General features: G+C 70.6%; 15 protein-coding genes. 1 reads left to right on the top strand and 14 read right to left on the bottom strand.

Features of this window, described 5'->3' with window-relative positions:
- Positions 1 to 250: 250 nt before the first annotated feature.
- The 5 genes from AWQ71_RS24350 to AWQ71_RS24330 all read right to left on the bottom strand — a co-directional run bounded on the left by AWQ71_RS24350 (position 251) and on the right by AWQ71_RS24330 (position 4,088).
- On the bottom strand, positions 251 to 1,066 hold the full coding sequence (locus AWQ71_RS24350) for an alpha/beta fold hydrolase (protein ID WP_245658443.1): 816 nt from the start codon (positions 1,064 to 1,066) through the stop codon (positions 251 to 253).
- Positions 1,067 to 1,219: 153 nt separating this feature from the next.
- Complete coding sequence (locus AWQ71_RS24345; protein ID WP_067137195.1) at positions 1,220 to 1,600, bottom strand: VOC family protein; 381 nt, start codon at positions 1,598 to 1,600, stop codon at positions 1,220 to 1,222.
- Between the two features lie 142 nt (positions 1,601 to 1,742).
- The gene (locus tag AWQ71_RS24340; protein WP_067137088.1) at positions 1,743 to 2,630 is read right to left on the bottom strand and encodes a LysR family transcriptional regulator; all 888 of its coding nucleotides are present in this window, start codon (positions 2,628 to 2,630) and stop codon (positions 1,743 to 1,745) included.
- Positions 2,631 to 2,917: 287 nt separating this feature from the next.
- Positions 2,918 to 3,703 (bottom strand): alpha/beta fold hydrolase, encoded by a 786-nt coding sequence (locus tag AWQ71_RS24335; RefSeq protein WP_067137086.1) that lies wholly within the window; start codon positions 3,701 to 3,703, stop codon positions 2,918 to 2,920.
- Positions 3,704 to 3,827: 124 nt separating this feature from the next.
- Positions 3,828 to 4,088 (bottom strand): SDR family NAD(P)-dependent oxidoreductase, encoded by a 261-nt coding sequence (locus tag AWQ71_RS24330; RefSeq protein ID WP_067137084.1) that lies wholly within the window; start codon positions 4,086 to 4,088, stop codon positions 3,828 to 3,830.
- Positions 4,089 to 4,370: 282 nt separating this feature from the next.
- On the opposite strand from AWQ71_RS24330, the gene AWQ71_RS24325 reads away from it, so the two are divergent.
- Entirely contained in the window at positions 4,371 to 6,224 is a 1,854-nt protein-coding gene (locus tag AWQ71_RS24325) for a serine hydrolase domain-containing protein (RefSeq protein ID WP_067137082.1), read from the top strand.
- On the opposite strand, the gene AWQ71_RS24320 is transcribed toward AWQ71_RS24325, so the two are convergent.
- The 9 genes from AWQ71_RS24320 to AWQ71_RS24285 all read right to left on the bottom strand — a co-directional run bounded on the left by AWQ71_RS24320 (position 6,209) and on the right by AWQ71_RS24285 (position 15,469).
- The gene (locus tag AWQ71_RS24320; RefSeq protein WP_084259224.1) at positions 6,209 to 8,293 is read right to left on the bottom strand and encodes a sensor histidine kinase; all 2,085 of its coding nucleotides are present in this window, start codon (positions 8,291 to 8,293) and stop codon (positions 6,209 to 6,211) included. The genes AWQ71_RS24325 and AWQ71_RS24320 overlap by 16 nt on opposite strands.
- A gap of 118 nt (positions 8,294 to 8,411) precedes the next feature.
- Positions 8,412 to 8,939 carry an OsmC family protein gene (locus AWQ71_RS24315; protein ID WP_067137080.1) on the bottom strand — a complete coding sequence of 176 codons (528 nt, stop codon included), beginning with the start codon at positions 8,937 to 8,939 and terminating at the stop codon, positions 8,412 to 8,414.
- Entirely contained in the window at positions 8,936 to 9,556 is a 621-nt protein-coding gene (locus AWQ71_RS24310; RefSeq protein ID WP_067137078.1) for a VOC family protein, read from the bottom strand. Before AWQ71_RS24310 ends, AWQ71_RS24315 begins: the two co-directional genes overlap by 4 nt.
- Positions 9,553 to 9,678 carry a hypothetical protein gene (locus AWQ71_RS44450; protein ID WP_281196243.1) on the bottom strand — a complete coding sequence of 42 codons (126 nt, stop codon included), beginning with the start codon at positions 9,676 to 9,678 and terminating at the stop codon, positions 9,553 to 9,555. Before AWQ71_RS44450 ends, AWQ71_RS24310 begins: the two co-directional genes overlap by 4 nt.
- Positions 9,675 to 10,661 (bottom strand): putative FMN-dependent luciferase-like monooxygenase, encoded by a 987-nt coding sequence (locus AWQ71_RS24305; RefSeq protein ID WP_067137076.1) that lies wholly within the window; start codon positions 10,659 to 10,661, stop codon positions 9,675 to 9,677. Before AWQ71_RS24305 ends, AWQ71_RS44450 begins: the two co-directional genes overlap by 4 nt.
- Positions 10,658 to 12,187, bottom strand: a complete 1,530-nt coding sequence (locus AWQ71_RS24300) for a dipeptide ABC transporter ATP-binding protein (RefSeq protein ID WP_067137074.1) — start codon at positions 12,185 to 12,187, stop codon at positions 10,658 to 10,660. The genes AWQ71_RS24305 and AWQ71_RS24300 overlap by 4 nt, the downstream gene beginning before the upstream one ends.
- The gene (locus AWQ71_RS43345) at positions 12,184 to 12,951 is read right to left on the bottom strand and encodes an ABC transporter permease (RefSeq protein WP_084259223.1); all 768 of its coding nucleotides are present in this window, start codon (positions 12,949 to 12,951) and stop codon (positions 12,184 to 12,186) included. Before AWQ71_RS43345 ends, AWQ71_RS24300 begins: the two co-directional genes overlap by 4 nt.
- The gene (locus AWQ71_RS43340; RefSeq protein ID WP_067137072.1) at positions 12,948 to 13,853 is read right to left on the bottom strand and encodes an ABC transporter permease; all 906 of its coding nucleotides are present in this window, start codon (positions 13,851 to 13,853) and stop codon (positions 12,948 to 12,950) included. Before AWQ71_RS43340 ends, AWQ71_RS43345 begins: the two co-directional genes overlap by 4 nt.
- Positions 13,850 to 15,469, bottom strand: a complete 1,620-nt coding sequence (locus AWQ71_RS24285; protein WP_067137070.1) for a TIGR04028 family ABC transporter substrate-binding protein — start codon at positions 15,467 to 15,469, stop codon at positions 13,850 to 13,852. The genes AWQ71_RS43340 and AWQ71_RS24285 overlap by 4 nt, the downstream gene beginning before the upstream one ends.
- Positions 15,470 to 15,505 lie beyond the last annotated feature (36 nt).

The following is a 15,505-nucleotide window of genomic DNA, read 5'->3' as shown; positions in this document are numbered from 1 at the left end:
TCGCCAACGCGCGGGCGGATCCGCCCGGTGTCGCAATCGCGATATGGCGAACAAACGGCACGTACGACACCCGGCGCACCAGGCACCCCATCACAGCTGACCGTCGGCGCGGTGCGCCCAGCCCCGCCGCGCTCAGCACGTGCCGCACACGACCCGATCCAGATTCGCCTGGCCATTGAAGAGAGGAGCTGCCAGGTGATGGTCGGGTCGGTGCCGGCTACCGCCCTCGCCCACTACCTGCGGATTCGGGTCAGACGGCCTTGAGGTCGCGGGTGACCTCGAGTTCGCTGGCGGCCGCGACGTCGCGGACGGCTTCCGCGACCGCGTGGTAGTCCCTTTTGAGGATCTTGGAGTGGTTGCTCGCGACCTTCTCAGTGACCTTGAAGTTCGGGTTGCGGGCGAGGACCGGGGCGAGGTTGGCGCGCATCCCCTCCATCGTCTTCGCATCGCCGCCCAAGTTGCCGCCGGTTGCCATCACATACCGAACCGGCACCGTTACCTGGTCAAGGACCGGCTCGAGGTTGTCGGGCTCGCACAGTTCGATGAGCTCGAGGTTGATGTCGGCGTGCTGCATCGCGCTCATCCGGGCGGCCAGGCCGAGACGGCGGGCGACCGGAAAGAGCAGGCTCAGCCGGCGGAACAGCTTGCGGATCTCCTCCGGGGACACCTTGTCGAGCAACTGGTTCGGATAGGCGCCGTCCGCAGACACCACGCCGGCGACGCGGTCGGGGTGGCGTGCGGCCCAGTGCATCGCGACCATGGCGCCGTAGGACCAGCCGACCAGGATCGGCCGCTGTACGCCCCGCGCGCCGAGGACGGCGTCGACGTCGCGGATGCAGGCCTCGAAGGAGCAGTCCGCCGAAGTCCTGGACTTGCCGCGGGCGCGCTCGTCGTAGGTGATGTGGCGGAAGCCGTCGCCGAGGTCGGCGATGACGGGCCGCCAAGGCTTCTGGTCCGCGTAGGAGCCGTTCAGGTAGACCACCGGGATGCCGGGGCCGCCGGTGTCGGTCAGAGCCAGGGCGGTGTCGTCGACCGACACCATGCCGGTCCAAACAGGCTGGGCCATGGACATGCTTTGCCTCTCTCGAGAGGTCGAAGGGATGGAACGGAAGGGGTTCCGGAAGCCGCCCACAGGAGCAGCCGAGAGGCTGCGGGCGGTGATGGCGCCCTGGGCGGTGGTGGCGCCCTGGGCGGTGGTGGCGTAGATGGTCAGGACGAGTCAGATTCCTGCCGGAGGCACCCATTCGGTGAGCTGGACGACCACCCCGTTGGGGTCGACCAGCCGCACCACCAGCTCGCCCCACGGCTCCCGCCGCACGGTCACAGCCAGGCCGGCTTCCTCGTTCCGCAGCCGCTCGTACTCGGCCGCGACACCAACGACCTCGAACGACACGATCACGTCGACCGGCCCTGGGCCGGCTCCGCACCGTTCGAGGTCACGCCGCACCAGGACGAGGTCGACGGCCGCGTCGTCACGGCTGAGCTCCACGAAGTCCTCGTGAACCAGGACCTCGCGGAATCCCAGGTGGGTGGTGAAGAAGTGGCTGGAGGCCACCGGGTCGGTGACTGTCAGGGACACCGCGGAGGACACAACGTTCATCGCATGGCCCGCCTCCTGCTCGATCATTGGGATGGCTCAAGCTTCGGGCGCGGCGACACGGGGAACAACGACGGCTGTCGCAACGGTCGTTAACCCCAGAGTTGACGATCTCCGCCCGCACACATGGCGGCGGAACGCACGCTCAGTCGGGCAGGGGTCCCAGGTCGCGCACCACGCGGGCGAAGGCACGGATCATGTCGTTCTCCGACTCGGTCCGCCATACCAGCGAGTAGGCCAGCGCCTCCAGCCCTTTGACCGGCAGGTAGGCGATGTCCGGGCGAGGGTAGTAGCGGGCCACATGCACCGGGAAGAGCACGACCTCCTCCCCCATGCCCACCAGCGTGAACGTGTCCTCGACGTTGTTCACGCTCGCGCCCCGGGCGATGACCCGGCCTCGGGGCGTGTGCTGCGGGACGTAATGGTCGAACCAGTCGTCGGGCGCGGGCGCGACGTTCACATGCTGAAAGTCGCTCATCTCCTCCAGGGTGACCGAGGACCGCCGCGTGAGCGGATGCTCCTTCCCGACGGCCAGCACCCTCGGCTCGGCGAAGAGCGTGGGCCCCACGGTCAGGTCCGGTTCATCGACGAGGGGCCAGGTGACCAGGATGTCGGCGTCCCCGTTGCGCAGTTGGCCGAACGGATCGGCGTAGGTCGACATCCGCACCCGCAGCTCCCACTGCGGGTGCCGGGTCCGGAAGGTCTCGAAGTACCGGCGCAACTCCTGGATGTTGAGGGGGAACAGGCTCACCCTGAGCGTGCCCGCCTTGCCCCGGGCGGCCAGCCGGGCCCGCTCCAGAGTCTGCGCCAGCCCCTGATGCAGCACCCGCAGATCGTCCCGCAGCTGCTCGCCCAGCGGCGTCAGCCGCACATTGCGGCTGTCCCGGGCGAACAGCTCCGCACCGATGGCGCGCTCCTGCTTCTTGATCGCCTGACTGACCCGCGCCGCGGAGACGTGCAGTCGCTCCGCGGCCCGGCCGAAGTGCAGCTCCTCGGCCAGAGTCAGGAAGATCTCAATGTCCCGAAGCTCCACACGCCCCGCTTCCCCCGTACCCCACGCGGTGTCCACGCGGTGACCCGCCATGAGATATCAGGCCGGGCCCCGTCACGCGCCCAGCCTCCCACACCAATCATGGGATCCTCCTTGCCCAGGTGCCGGAAGATCGTGAAGCGGCTGACCCCATCGAACCAGACCCGGCGGTTTCGCAACGCGGCGGCTGCGCTTGTGCTCCTGCGCCGGAGAGGGGCGAAAGCGGGATCTTCAAGAAACGACGGCTTCCTGAAGACCCCGCTCGGCGGGTCACCAGGGCAGTCGGCCCATTAGCGGAGGAACTCCAGGAGCACCGGCACTATGGCATCGGGCGTGGGCCCGTGGCCCTGGCCGGGCAGGGTGCGACGGGTCGCGTTGGGAAGGGCTGCCGCTACCGCGTCGGCGGCCTCGGGCATGCCGGGGAAGGTCTGGTCTCCCGAGTACACGATCGTCGGCACGGTGATCGAGGACCAACGGCCGGCCCAGTCGGGATCGATGTTGATCTCGTGGACGGCCGCGAGGTCGTAGACGAGCGTTGGGGCGACTGCCACCAATTCGGCCCATCCGGGTGCGTGAGCCACGCCGTCGACGGCATCGGACGGCATCCCGATCACCGCCTTCAGGTTGTAGCGCATCGCTTCGTCGTTCTTGCCGGCGGCCAACAAGGAGCGCAGCGTGGCCAGGTGCTCGGCATGGTCGACACCGGCGAACAGGGGTGGCTCATAGAGCGCCAGCGCGGTGACACCGATGCCGGCCTCTGCGGCTGCCAGAGCCACGGTCGCTCCTGACGAACTGCTGTAGAGGGTCGCGGCCCCTCCCGCTGCCTTGATCAGCGAAGCGAGGTCCTCCACCTCTCGCTCCAGTGCCCACGGTGCGGTGTCGCCGGATTGTCCGCGTCCACGCCGGTCGTAGTCGATCGCCGTGAAGCCCTCGGCCGCGAGCCGCTGCGCGACCTGCCCGGTGTTCTCGTCGATGGCTCGGTGCTGCGTTGCCCCGCCGATGAAGATGATGGCAGGCCCGTCACCGTAGAGGTCATAGTCGATGACCGTGCCATCCTGCGAGGTGACTGTGCTCAAGATCTTGCCTCGATTCGTGGAGATGGTTGATTGATCGTTTGGGTGCGGAACACATCTCGTCCTTGTCCGAGGACGGGAAGGCCGGGCCTCCCGCTGCGGTCAACGGTACGGGCAGGGCCCGACATTATCGGCTCACCGCTGGGGCGATCGGCCCGTGAGCGCGCCCGACCCTACTTCTGACACGCCCTACTTCTGCCGCTCGTACCGCGATCGCCTGCCCGCCGAAGGCCGCCACTTCAGCCACCACGTCGTCAGCCGCCGCCTGGTCGCGGTTGAAGCTGAACATCACTGCCGCGCCCTCACGAGCCAGCCGCACCACGATCGCTCGCCCGATCCCCCGCGACCCGCCGGTCACCAGTGCCGTCTTCTTCTCCAACGTTCCCATGTCAGCTCCTTGCCATCGGCCGCTCCCTGATGGGAGCGCCTCACAGCAGAGTCGTAACGACATCGTCAGCCTTTACATCCGCGCCGAAGAAAATCCAGGAATGCCGGCGTCGGCTCACGGCACCGCCGGCCGGGCAGCACGATCCGGCGCTGAGCTGGAGGTTCTCCCCGGCGTTCTGGGATAGCGAAGCGGATCACTCGGCGGTCTGCCAGGATTTGACCTTCTTGACCATCGGCGTCCCGTACGCGGGACCCGTCCTGTGCTGACCGGAGGAGTGCCCGTATGGACCGGAGACGTTTTCTCAGCCTGACCGCCGCCACCGGAGCCGGCGCCGGTCTGGCCGCTGTGGGGTTCGGCCAGCCGGCGTGGGCGGCGAGCTACCCCTACTTCAACCGTCGCGTACCGGACGAGGCCCACACGAAGATGGGTGAGCTGGCGCCCTATGGCATCACCTCGTTCGCGTTCGCGCCGTCCAACGGCTGGGTCATCGTCACCCAGGACGGCCGTTTCTTCGCGCGCGGCGTCCCCGACGCGTGTTACGCCGAGCTCGGGAAGCTGACCAAGGCCGGCCGGAAGATCCATTGCGTGGCCTTCCCGCCCGAGGGCGGCGACCGGTGGGTGATCACCACGGACAAGGGGGTGTCCGCGCGCGGCATCCCCGCGGAGTGCCAGCAGCGGATCACCGCCTGCTACGGCGCGGGCAAGCAGGTCGTCAACGTCGCCTTCCCCCCGGCGGGCGGCAACCGCTGGTCGGTGGTCGACACGGACGGCTTCTACGTCCGGGGCATCGACGACGAGTGCTACCAGATGATGCGCAACCTGACGCAGGGCGGACGCCGCGTCACCCACGTCGCCTTCCCCCGTGGCGGCGGGTGGGCCGTCGTCGCGCAGGACGAGTTCCACGCGCGCGGCGTCGACGACGAGTGCTACCAGCAGATGGGCAAGCTCTCCGCGGGCGGCTGGCAGCTGCACAATGTCACCTTCTCGCCGACCGGCGGCTGGTCGCTGTGCTCACGCGGCAAGGTTCCGGCCCTGCCCGCCGACCGGGTGCGCCAGGTCGAGGACTCGGTGGGAAGCGGGGGCATCTGGCAGCGGATGGGCTACTGGAAGACGCCGGGCGTGGCGATCGCGGTGGTGACCGGCAACCGCATCACCTGGTCCACCGGCTACGGCTGGCTGGAGGCGGGCAGCGGAGCCGCCGCGCACCCGGAGACCGGCTTCCAGGCCGCCTCCATCAGCAAGGCCGTCGCGTCGGTCGGTGTACTGCGCCTCATGCAGACGCTCAAGAAGCCGCTGAGCAGCGACATCCGCCCCTTCCTCGGCTGGACCCTGCCCAGCCGCTCCTGCGTGTCGCCCGACGCGGTGCCCACGATCGACCTCATGCTGACCCACCGGGCCGGTGTCATCGGGCGCGGCTCCACCTCTCCCGCGGACGTCTGCTCCGGCTTCAACGCCGCCGCGGGTGGCGGCTTCGCGGGCTACGGGCCGAACGCGACCGTGCCGTCGCTGCTCCAGGTCATGAACGGCGAGGGCAACTCACCGAAGATCGAGCTCACCACCGACCCGGGCGCGGAGTACCACTACTCCGGCGCGGGGTTCGTGCTGCTGCAGCGGATGGTGGAGCAGCAGACCGGCCTGTCGCTGGCCCAGTACATGGACAAGGAGGTGCTCGCGCCGCTCGGCATGAAGACCAGCTCGTACGCGCTGGCTCCGACGTTCGAGCTCGCGTCGGGGCACACCACCACCGGCGCGGTGATCTCCGGCAAGCGGAACCGCTATCCGGAGTCGGCCGCCGCGGGCCTCTACACGAACGTCCTCGACCTGTCCCGCCTCGTGTGCTACCTCAACAAGGCGTGGACCGCGTCCGGTGACATCGCGGGCCCGCTCAGCAAGGAGTCGGTGCGGACGCTGCTCAGCAAGGGGCCGCAGCCCGACATGGGCCGCGGCCTGTTCATCGCCGGGTCGGGGACGAAGAACTTCTCCTTCACCCACGACGGCTCCAACTACGGCTTCAAGTCCGTGTTCAAGGGCTATCCGGAGCTGGGAGCCGGATACGCCGTCATGGTCAACGGCGACAACACGAACCTGGTCAACGAGATCGCCGCGTCCATCAGGTCGGCCTACGGCTGGGCCTGATCCAGGTTGCCGCCGGTGCTCACCGGCGCCCGGTCGCCGGAGCGTACGGCGAGCGGGAGCGTGACCTCCACCTGCGTCCCCGGCCCGGCGTCCGCGCCGGTCGCCGGGGCCCGGGTGATCAGGCAGGTGCCGCCCAGCTCGGCGGCACGCTCGCGCATCGACGCGAAGCCGATGCCGGAGCGCCGACGCTCGGGCAGTCCCTTGCCGTCGTCGCGTACCCGTACGACCAGCGCGTGGTCCGAGCGGGCCAGCGTGACGGTCGCCCGGGTGGCGTCGGCGTGCTTGCGCACGTTGGTCAGCGCCTCCTGCGCGATCCGGTACGCCGCCACCTCCACCGCCGCGGGCAGGTCGCGCGTCTCGCCCTCCACCTCGACGTCGACGGCCGGCCCCGGCGCGGCGGCGAGCGCGCGCACCGCACCGTGCAGGCCGAGGTCGTCCAGCATGGGCGGACGCAGGCCGTAGACCAGCTCGCGGACCTCCTGGCTGACCGAGTCCATGCTGCCGCGCAGCTCCCCAAGCATCCGGTCGGCCGAGGACGGCGCCTCGCGCAGGCGCATCCGGGCGATGTTCAGTGACATCGACATGGCGGCGAGCGCCTGGCCGAGGCCGTCGTGCAGGTCGCGGCGGAGCCTGCGCCGCTCCTCCTCGCGCGCGCTCAGGATGCGCTCCCGGGAACGCTGCAGGTCGGCCGCCGTGAGTACGGCGTGCGCCACATCCGCGACGTACGGGGTCGCCGTCCGGATCAGCCGCTCGGTGTAGGCGGCCGAGAAACGGCGCGGTCCGGGCGGCCCGACCAGCATCCGGCCGACCGGCTCGCCGTGCCACACCAGCGGCACGACACGCGGGTCCGGCCCGGCCGCGCCGCGCTCCACCCGCATTCCCGCCGTACCGACCTCGACGACGACGCCGGTAACGCCGAGACCGTCCCGCACCACCGCCGTGACGGCGGCGAGCGCGTTGCCCGGCTCGGTCTCGCCGACTTCATGGGCCAGCCTCCTGGCCAGCTCCTCGGGCCGGCCGTGCTTGCCGTACAGCATCACGTCGGTCAGGCGGCGCAGGCGCGTGCGCAACGGCTCGAAGAACGCGCCCGCCGCCAGGGCCGCGGCCAGTCCCGCGACCTGGTCATAGCCGGAGACGAACATCCCGGCCAGGGCGCCGGTGCCGAAGTACACCGCGCCGACCGCGACGATCAGGCCGGTCGCGACGACGGTCCGGCTAATGACGGTGTCGATGCCGTACAGGCGGTAGCGCAGCACCGCGAAGGCGATCGCGACCGGAATCAGCCCGGTCCAGATCGTCCCCGGCAGCCAGTAGTCCTCACCGAGCAGCACGAACAGCGCGTAGACGGCGAACGCGACCAACGGCCAGGCGAGCTGCCGCCGCGCCGCCGGGGTCGCGTGCCGCAGCCGTACCAGCAGGGAGAGCACCGTGAGCACCACGAAGGCGTTCACCAGCAGCGTCAGTGCCCCCTTCACCGCGGTGTGATGGGGAGCCAGGGCCTCGATCGCCAGCGGATTCGGAATGACCTGCGGCCAGCGGTACGTGCCGGCGGGCGGCGTCGGCCGCACGATGTTGTACGCGCCGTACACGACGCTCGCGGCCAAACCGGCGATCGCCACCGGCAGCCAGCGCCGGGAGGGCAGGCGGTCGTCCGGTGAGAGCAGCGGCACGAGGATCGACAGCGCGCACGCCCCGGCCGTCCATCCCGCGATGGCCAGGAAGCGCAGCCACCCCGCGCTCTCCAGGTGGCCGACCGACGCCTGCATGAACTGCAGCCCGGTCGCCATCACGTTGACCGCGCAGCCGAGGCCGCCGGCGCACATCAGCCAGGCCAGCCTCAGGCGGGGACGGTACGCGATCACGAACGCGCCGACCAGCGGGAACATCAGGCCCGAGCCATGGTCGGGCGCCGTGGGCGGCCACGGCGCCCACTCCTTCGGCAACGACAACTGGATCGCGGTGCCGGCCACGGTCAGCGCCACCGACAGCACGGCCAGCGCGGCGGCGGTCCCCCGCACCACCGCCACCCGCCTCCCGTCAGCGTCCTCGCCTGCCTTGACCGCTCGCATCCTCTACCCCCGTAACGACCTTGGCCCCCCGGGGAATCTTCTATCGGAAAGTCGCAGAAACGGAAGAATTCGGATCCCGGTCCGCGCCGGCCACGGGAGCCGGCTCGGACCGGGAGGGTCAGGCGCCGACCCGGACGATCGTGCCCGAGATGTCGTGCGGGTTCCGGATGAGGTTGAGGATGGGGCAGACCCGCTCGACCTCGGCGTGCAGCCGGGCGAGGTCCTCGTCCGAGGCGGGCGAGTCCAGGTGGACCTCGTAGCGGAAGTTCTGCGGGTAGACCGGAATGTCGGTGTTGTCCGGCGACTGGGCGCGCGGGTCGTACTCGGCCCGCACGTCCACCGACAGCGCGTCGATCGGCACCTCCAGCTCGGCCGCCTTGATCAGGAAGATGTGCGTCACGCAGCTTCCCAGCACGCCCGCCTGCAGCTCCGGTGAAGCGGGCCCGAGGTCGTATCCGGCGAAGTCGGGACTGCTGTCGCTGAGGATCTGGAAGTCGCGGATCCTGATCCGCCGCACGCCGCTGCGGCCTTCTGCGGTCACGGTCGCGCGCAGCGGCACCGGGCCGCCGCCGCTCTCCGCCGTGGCGGCGCGGCGGGCGAGGAGCGCGGCGCGCTTCTGGACGAGGTATTCGCGAAGGGTGCTCATGCGAGCGTCACCTGTCCTTCCGGAGTGTCGAGCACGGCACGCAGTCCGGGGGCCGGACCGCGTTCAACCGGGACCGTGGCCCCGAGGGCGTCCAGCGGTCCGCGCGCCGAGGCGGGCTCCGGATGGATCACGGTGAAGGAGGCCAGGGAGAGGGCCGGGATGCCCGAGGCCGAGGGGTGCCCGGTGTTCCCCCAGTCGATGAGGAACGGGGTCGTACGCACGGCGGCCGGGTCGTCGCGCCTGGTCAGCCGCCATTCGAGGAGCGTGCCGCCGGGCGTCCGCCGCGAGAGCGGCTCGATGGAGCCCGGGTCGTAGCCGGCCTCTCGGGCCTGCCGTACGGTCGCCTCGATGTCGTCGGTGCGTACGGCCCACGCGGCGAGTGTCGGCTCGGTCAGCGCCTCCAGGCCGAAGGCGCGCGGCCGGGCCCCGGGCTGGGACGGGTCCGGGCCGATGATCTCCAGGTAGGCGCCGGCGCCGAGGCCGACGAGGTAGTTGGCCGTGCCGCCGGGGTGCGCGCCGCCCGCCGAGGGGACGACGCCGGTCAGTGTGGCGAAGGCCGCCACCCCGGCCTCGAGGTCGGGGACGGCGTACACGATGTGGTCCAGTGCGATGGTCACGCGGGTTCTCCCAGGGAAAGTACGAACGGGTTGGCAGCGATGAAGAGGGCGGCGGCGTGCGGCCGGTCGCGCAGCGGGTCCGGGCGGACCCCGGCCAGCGCGTCGATGACGTCGGCGGTCATACGGTGGTTCCTTCCAATATCCCTCCCAGCGCGGGAACCACCTCGGTCGCGAGCAGCTCGATGGAGCGCAGGATCTGCTCGTGCGGCGGGTCGATGGAGTGCACCTGGAAGACCAGGTCGGTGGCGCGTTCCAGCGTCGGGTCCGCCTTCAGACTGGCGATGACGTCCTCGGGGGTGCCGACGTGGGCGTCCCAGGCGGCGATCAGCGCGTCGACGCCGGCGCCGTCCGGCTGCCGCAGGCCCGGTTTGGCCAGCCCTCGGGCGGCCCAGCGCAGCGCCTCCTCGCGGGTGTCGGCGACGAACGCGGTGCGCGAGGCCATGACCCGGGGGGCGACTCCGGAGGGCAGGTTGGCGTAGTAGGCGTCCACGATGGGTTTCTGGATCTCGGCGAGCGTGGCGTGCGGCGCCTCCTCGGGCCTGGGCTGGGTGCGCGCGAGCATCAGCCCGTTGCCCGCCCGTCCAGCGCGCGCGCCGCCGTAGGCCGAGAACGTGGCCTCCCAGATCGCGTCGAGCAGCGCCGGCGCGGCCGGGTAGAGGTGGTTGCCGCCGCCCAGATCCTTGCCCGACCACGCGTCCACGAGCACCTGGAGGTGCTCGGCGTAGATGGAGCCGCGCTGGGCCGGGTCCTGGCCGAACGCGGCGAACGCCGTGGGCGTGCCGCCGCCGCCCACGCCGACCTCCAGCCGACCGCCGGACAGCAGATCGAGCACGGCGGCGTCCTCGGCCACGCGCACCGGGTGCTCCAGGGGCAGCGTGATGATGGCGGTGCCGAGCCTGATCCGGCTGGTGCGCGCGGCCAGGTGGCTGAGGAAGAGCAGCGGCGCGGGCAGGCCGCCCTCGCCGCCGTCGAAGTGGTGCTGGGCCACCCAGGCGGTGTCGAAGCCGAGGCGTTCGGCGTGCTCGATCTGCTCGGCGGCCAGGCGGTAGCGCTCGCCGGGCGGGGCGTCGTCGAGCAGCCGGGTGAAGAAGCCGATCCGGGTCATCGCACCGGCTCCGCCACGGCGGCGAGCAGCTCGCGGGTGTAGTCCTCCCGTGGGCTGTCGAAGATCTGATTCGTCGTTCCTGATTCCACGATGCGTCCCTTGCTCATTACGGAAACGGTGTGCGATATCTGCCGCACGACGGCGAGGTCGTGGGAGATGAAGAGATAGGTGAGTCCGAGGTCGCGCTGGAGCTCTTCCAGCAGCGTCAGGATCTGCGCCTGGACGGTCACGTCCAGCGCGGAGACGGCCTCGTCGAGCACGACCACCTCGGGCTCGACGGCGAGCGCGCGGGCGATCGCCACTCGCTGGCGCTGCCCGCCGGACAGCTCCGCGGGCCGGCGCCCGAGCAGCGTCCCGGGCAGCGCCACGCGCTCCAGCAGCTCCCGCACCCGGGCACGGCGGGCGGTCCGGTCGCCGAGGCGGAAGTTGCGCAGCGGCTCCTCCACGATCGCGGCGACCGTCTGGCGGGGGTCGAGGGAGCCGTACGGGTTCTGGTAGACGAGCTGCACCCTGCGCCGGAAGGCGCGTGGGCCGGCCGGATCGCCGCCGATCACGACCTCGCCCGAGGTGGCCTCGGCGAAGCGGGTCACGACGCGGGCCGTCGTGGTCTTGCCCGAACCCGACTCGCCGACCAGGGCGTGGGTGGTGCCCCGACGTACCTCGAAGGAGACGCCGTCGACGGCGCGGAAGGGGCCGAACTCCTTGACGAGGTCGCGCACGACGATGGCGGGCTCGGCCGCGGCGTCGAAAGGCTTGTACGGGCGCGCGGTGAGCGCCGGGGCGTCCTGGAAGAGGCGGCGGGTGTACGGCGAGGCGGGCGCGGCGAGCACCTCGCGGACGCCGCCCGACTCCTCGATCAGGCCGTCCTTCATCACGACCAGGCGGTCGGCGCGCGCCGCCGCCACACCCAGGTCGTGCGTGACCAGGAGAACGGCGGTGCCGTACTCCTTCCTGAGGTCGTCGATGAGGTCGAGGATGCGGCGCTGGACGGTGACGTCCAGGGCGCTGGTCGGCTCGTCGGCGATGATCAGGCCGGGGCGCAGGGCGATCGCGATGGCGATGAGCACCCGCTGGCGCATGCCGCCGGAGAGTTCGTGCGGGTACTGGCCGGCGCGGCGCTCGGGGTCGTCCAGGCCGACGCGGGTGAGCAGCTCGATCACCCGTCGCCTGATGTCCGCCCTGTCGCCGTAATTGTGGATCTTGAGGATCTCGCCGATCTGCCGGCCGATCCTCATGACCGGGTTCAGCGAGTTCGACGGGTCCTGCGGGACCAGGCCGATCCCGTGTCCCCGGATCGACCGCAGGCGGCGCTGCGACCAGCCCGCGATGTCGACGCCGTTGAGCAGGACCTCGCCCGACGCCGCCGGATGCAGGCCGATGATCGCGTTGGCCGTCGTCGTCTTGCCGGACCCGGACTCGCCGACCACGGCGACGACCTCTCCCTGCCCGACCGTGAACGAGACGCCCTTGACCGCCACCTGCCGGCCGTACGCGACCGTGAGATCCCGGACGTCGAGGAGGCTCATCTGATCTCCTTCGAGATGCGACCGGCGGCGAGCACCACGGCGACGACGACCGCGCCGGGCAGCGTGGTGAGCCACCACGAGGTGGCCAGGTAGTTGCGGCCCTCGGCGATGAGCAGCCCCCACTCGGGGGTGGGCGGCTCGGCGCCGTAGCCGAGGAAGCCGAGCGTGGAGATCGCCAGGATCGCCACGCCGAACTGCAGCGCAGACAGCGCGATGACCGGGCCGAGGGAGTTCGGCAGCACGTGCCGCCAGAGCACCCCGGCGAAGGTGCCGCCGCTGCCGAACGCCGCCTCGACGTAGTCGGTACGGCGCACCCGGACCACCTCGGCCCTGGCCAGGCGGGCGAAGGAGGCGACGGAGCCGACGCCCACCGCGAGCGCCACGTGCACCGTGCCCGGCCCGAGCAGGATGATCACGGTGAGCGCCAGCAACAACCCCGGCACCGACAGCAGCACGTCCATGACGCGCATGACGATCTCGTCGACCACCCCGCGCACCGAGCCGGCGATCAGACCGAGCAGCGTGCCGAAGACCAGACCGACGGCGACCGCGACGAGCGCGCCCGAGAGCGAGTGGACCGATCCGTGCACCACCCGGGCGAACAGGTCGCGCCCCACGGCGTCCGTGCCGAACAGGTGCGCGGCGCTCGGCCCCTGGAGCTTCTCGGCCGGGACCCCGGCCAGCGGGTCGTACCCGGTGAACAGCGACGGCATGGCGGCCCAGAGCACCACCAGGGCGATGACCGCCCATGACAGCCACCTCATGTCGCCAGCCTCGGGTCGAGCACCGGGAACAGCACGTCCACCAGCAGGTTGACCAGGACGAAGGCGGTCGCGGCCAGCACCACCACGGCCAGGAGCACCGGAGCGTCCTGGGCGTTGACCGCCTGCTCGGTGAGGCGGCCGACACCGGTGCGCCCGAAGACGGTCTCGGTGACCACGGACCCGGCGATCAGCTCGCCGAACACCAGGCCCGCCACGGTCAGCGTCGGCGGCAGCGCGTTGCGTGCGACGTGCCGCCACAGGATCCAGGAGCGCGAGGCGCCCTTGGCCGCCACCACCGGCACGAACGGCTGGGTGAGCACCTGGTCGATGCTGCGCGCGAGGACCTGCGCGATCGGCGCGGAGATCGGGACGGCCAGCGTGAGCACCGGCAGCACGAGTTGCTGAAGCTCGGTGCCGCCGATGACCGGGACCAGCCGGAGCCGGAAGGAGAAGACCTGGATGAGGAGGATGCCGAGCCAGAACGCCGGGACCGAGATGAACAGGGAGGGCACCGCCAGCAGCAGGCCGCGCAGCCTGCCGCTGTACGCGGAGCCGAATGCGATCAGCACGGCCAGCAGCACCGCCAGGACGAAGGCGCAGGTGGCCAGCTTGGCCGTCTCCGGCAGGCCCTCGGCCAGCCGTTCGACGACCGGGGTGCCGGTGTCGACCGAGTAGCCGAAGTCGCCGTGCAGGAAGCCGAGCACCGTGTGCAGGTAGCCGCCCGCGTCGTAGTACTCGCGGATCTTGGCGATCTGCTCCGGTGACAGCCCGAGTTCCGGGTCCTGGAACTTGATCAGGATGGAGTCGCCGGGCATGGCCTGGAGCAGGATGTACGCCGCGGTGAAGGCGGCCCACAGGACGAGCAGCGCCTGCCCTGCTCTTTTGAGCAGATATTTCGTCATTTACCGAGCCAGACAGCGTAGAAGCTTGGCCGGCCGACCGCCTCGAAGGCCGCCCCATGGACGTACGGCGCGATGCCGTAGACCTGGGGCTCCTCGAAGAGCGGGATGGCGTACCCCTGGTCGATGACATACCGCTGGATCTCGGCCACCTTCTCGTTCCGCCTGGTCTCGTCGGCGAGGGCCGACTCCTCCTCAAGGAGCTGGTCGAGCTTCGTGTCGTTGGACAGGATCACGTCGCGGTTCTTGGTGTGGAACTGGCTCTTGATGACGTCCTGGTCGGCACGGCCGACCATCGAGTGGTTCACCGCCGTCTTCTCGGCGTCCTTGATGTCCACGGCCTGGGTGCCCGCGTCGGCGGGGCGGATCTCGAGCTTCACGCCGATCTTGGCCCACTGCTGGGCGACCAGCTCCAGGGTCTGCTTGGACAGCGGCTGCGGGCCGGCGACGAAGACGCCGAGCCGCAGCTTGACCCCGTCCTTCTCCCGGACGCCGTCGGCGCCGCGCGTCCACCCGGCCTCGTCGAGCAGTTCGCCGGCCTTGCCGGGGTCGTAGGCGAGCTTGTCCGACAGGTCGACGTACCCGGCCGCCTGATGGCTGAGGACCGAGGTCGCCACGGGGTAGTTGTCGGTGAAGAGGGTGTCCACGACCTCCTTGGCGTCCGTCCCGGCCTGCAGCGCCTTCCTGACCCTGATGTCCTTCAGGATGCTGTTGGCGGGGCGCAGGTAGAGGCCGTTGTTGACGCCGCGGGTGGGCTCGCCCTGGACGACGAAGCCCGCGCTCTTGACCGTCGCCTCGTCGTAGGCCTGCACGTACCGGACGTAGTCGGCCTGCCCCGAGGTCAGCGCGCCCACGCGGACGTTGTCCTCCGGTGTAACGATGATCTTGACGAGGTCGAGGTAGGCCCGGCCCTGGTGCGCGGAGGAGGGCGGCGCCCAGTTGTAGTCCTTGCGCGCCTGGAGGTCGATCTCCTTGTCGACGACCTGCTTGGCCACCGTGAACGGCCCCGAGCCGATGATGTTCTTGAGCTGGCACTGCTCCTCGTACGGCAGGCCGATCGTCTTCTTGGAGACCAGGCCGGCGCCGATCACCGAGGTGCCCTGCAGGAAGCCGGGCGACGGCTTGCCGAAGTGGAAGCGCACGGTCCTGGCGTCGATGACCTCGCTGCGCTCGTAGTTGTTGACGAACTCGGCCGGGGGCAGCTTGAGCTTGTCGTCGCCGCGGCCGTACACGTCGAAGTTGGCGGCCACGGCCTCGGCGTCGAGCGGCGTGCCGTCGCTGAACGTCACGCCGTCCCGCAGGTGGAAGGTGTACTCCGTGGCGTCCTCGTTGATCTCCCATTTGGTGGCGATCCACGGCTCGATCTTGAGCGTCTCGGGGTTCTGCCAGGTCAGCTTGTCGGTGAGCTGGTTGAGTACGCCGCCGTTCGGATAGAAGCCGGCCGCCGGAAGGTAGAGGCACGTGGGCGGCTGGTGTTCCAGGTAGGTGAGCGTGCCGCCGTACACGGGTTCGCCGTCGCTCTTGGCCTGAGCGCCGGTGCCGGAACCGCCACAGGAGGTCAGCAGCCCCACGGCGGCGAGCATGGCCACGGTGACGACCGCAGGTCTGAAGGAGGACATGTTCCGAACAACCCTTCGCTTTCCGGGGGACTTGGA

This window comes from Microtetraspora malaysiensis, from assembly GCF_001528665.1.
In the GTDB taxonomy this organism is placed as follows: domain Bacteria; phylum Actinomycetota; class Actinomycetes; order Streptosporangiales; family Streptosporangiaceae; genus Microtetraspora_A; species Microtetraspora_A malaysiensis.
Note: the sequence above shows the minus strand (reverse complement) of the source record. Positions and strands in the feature narration are given on the sequence as shown.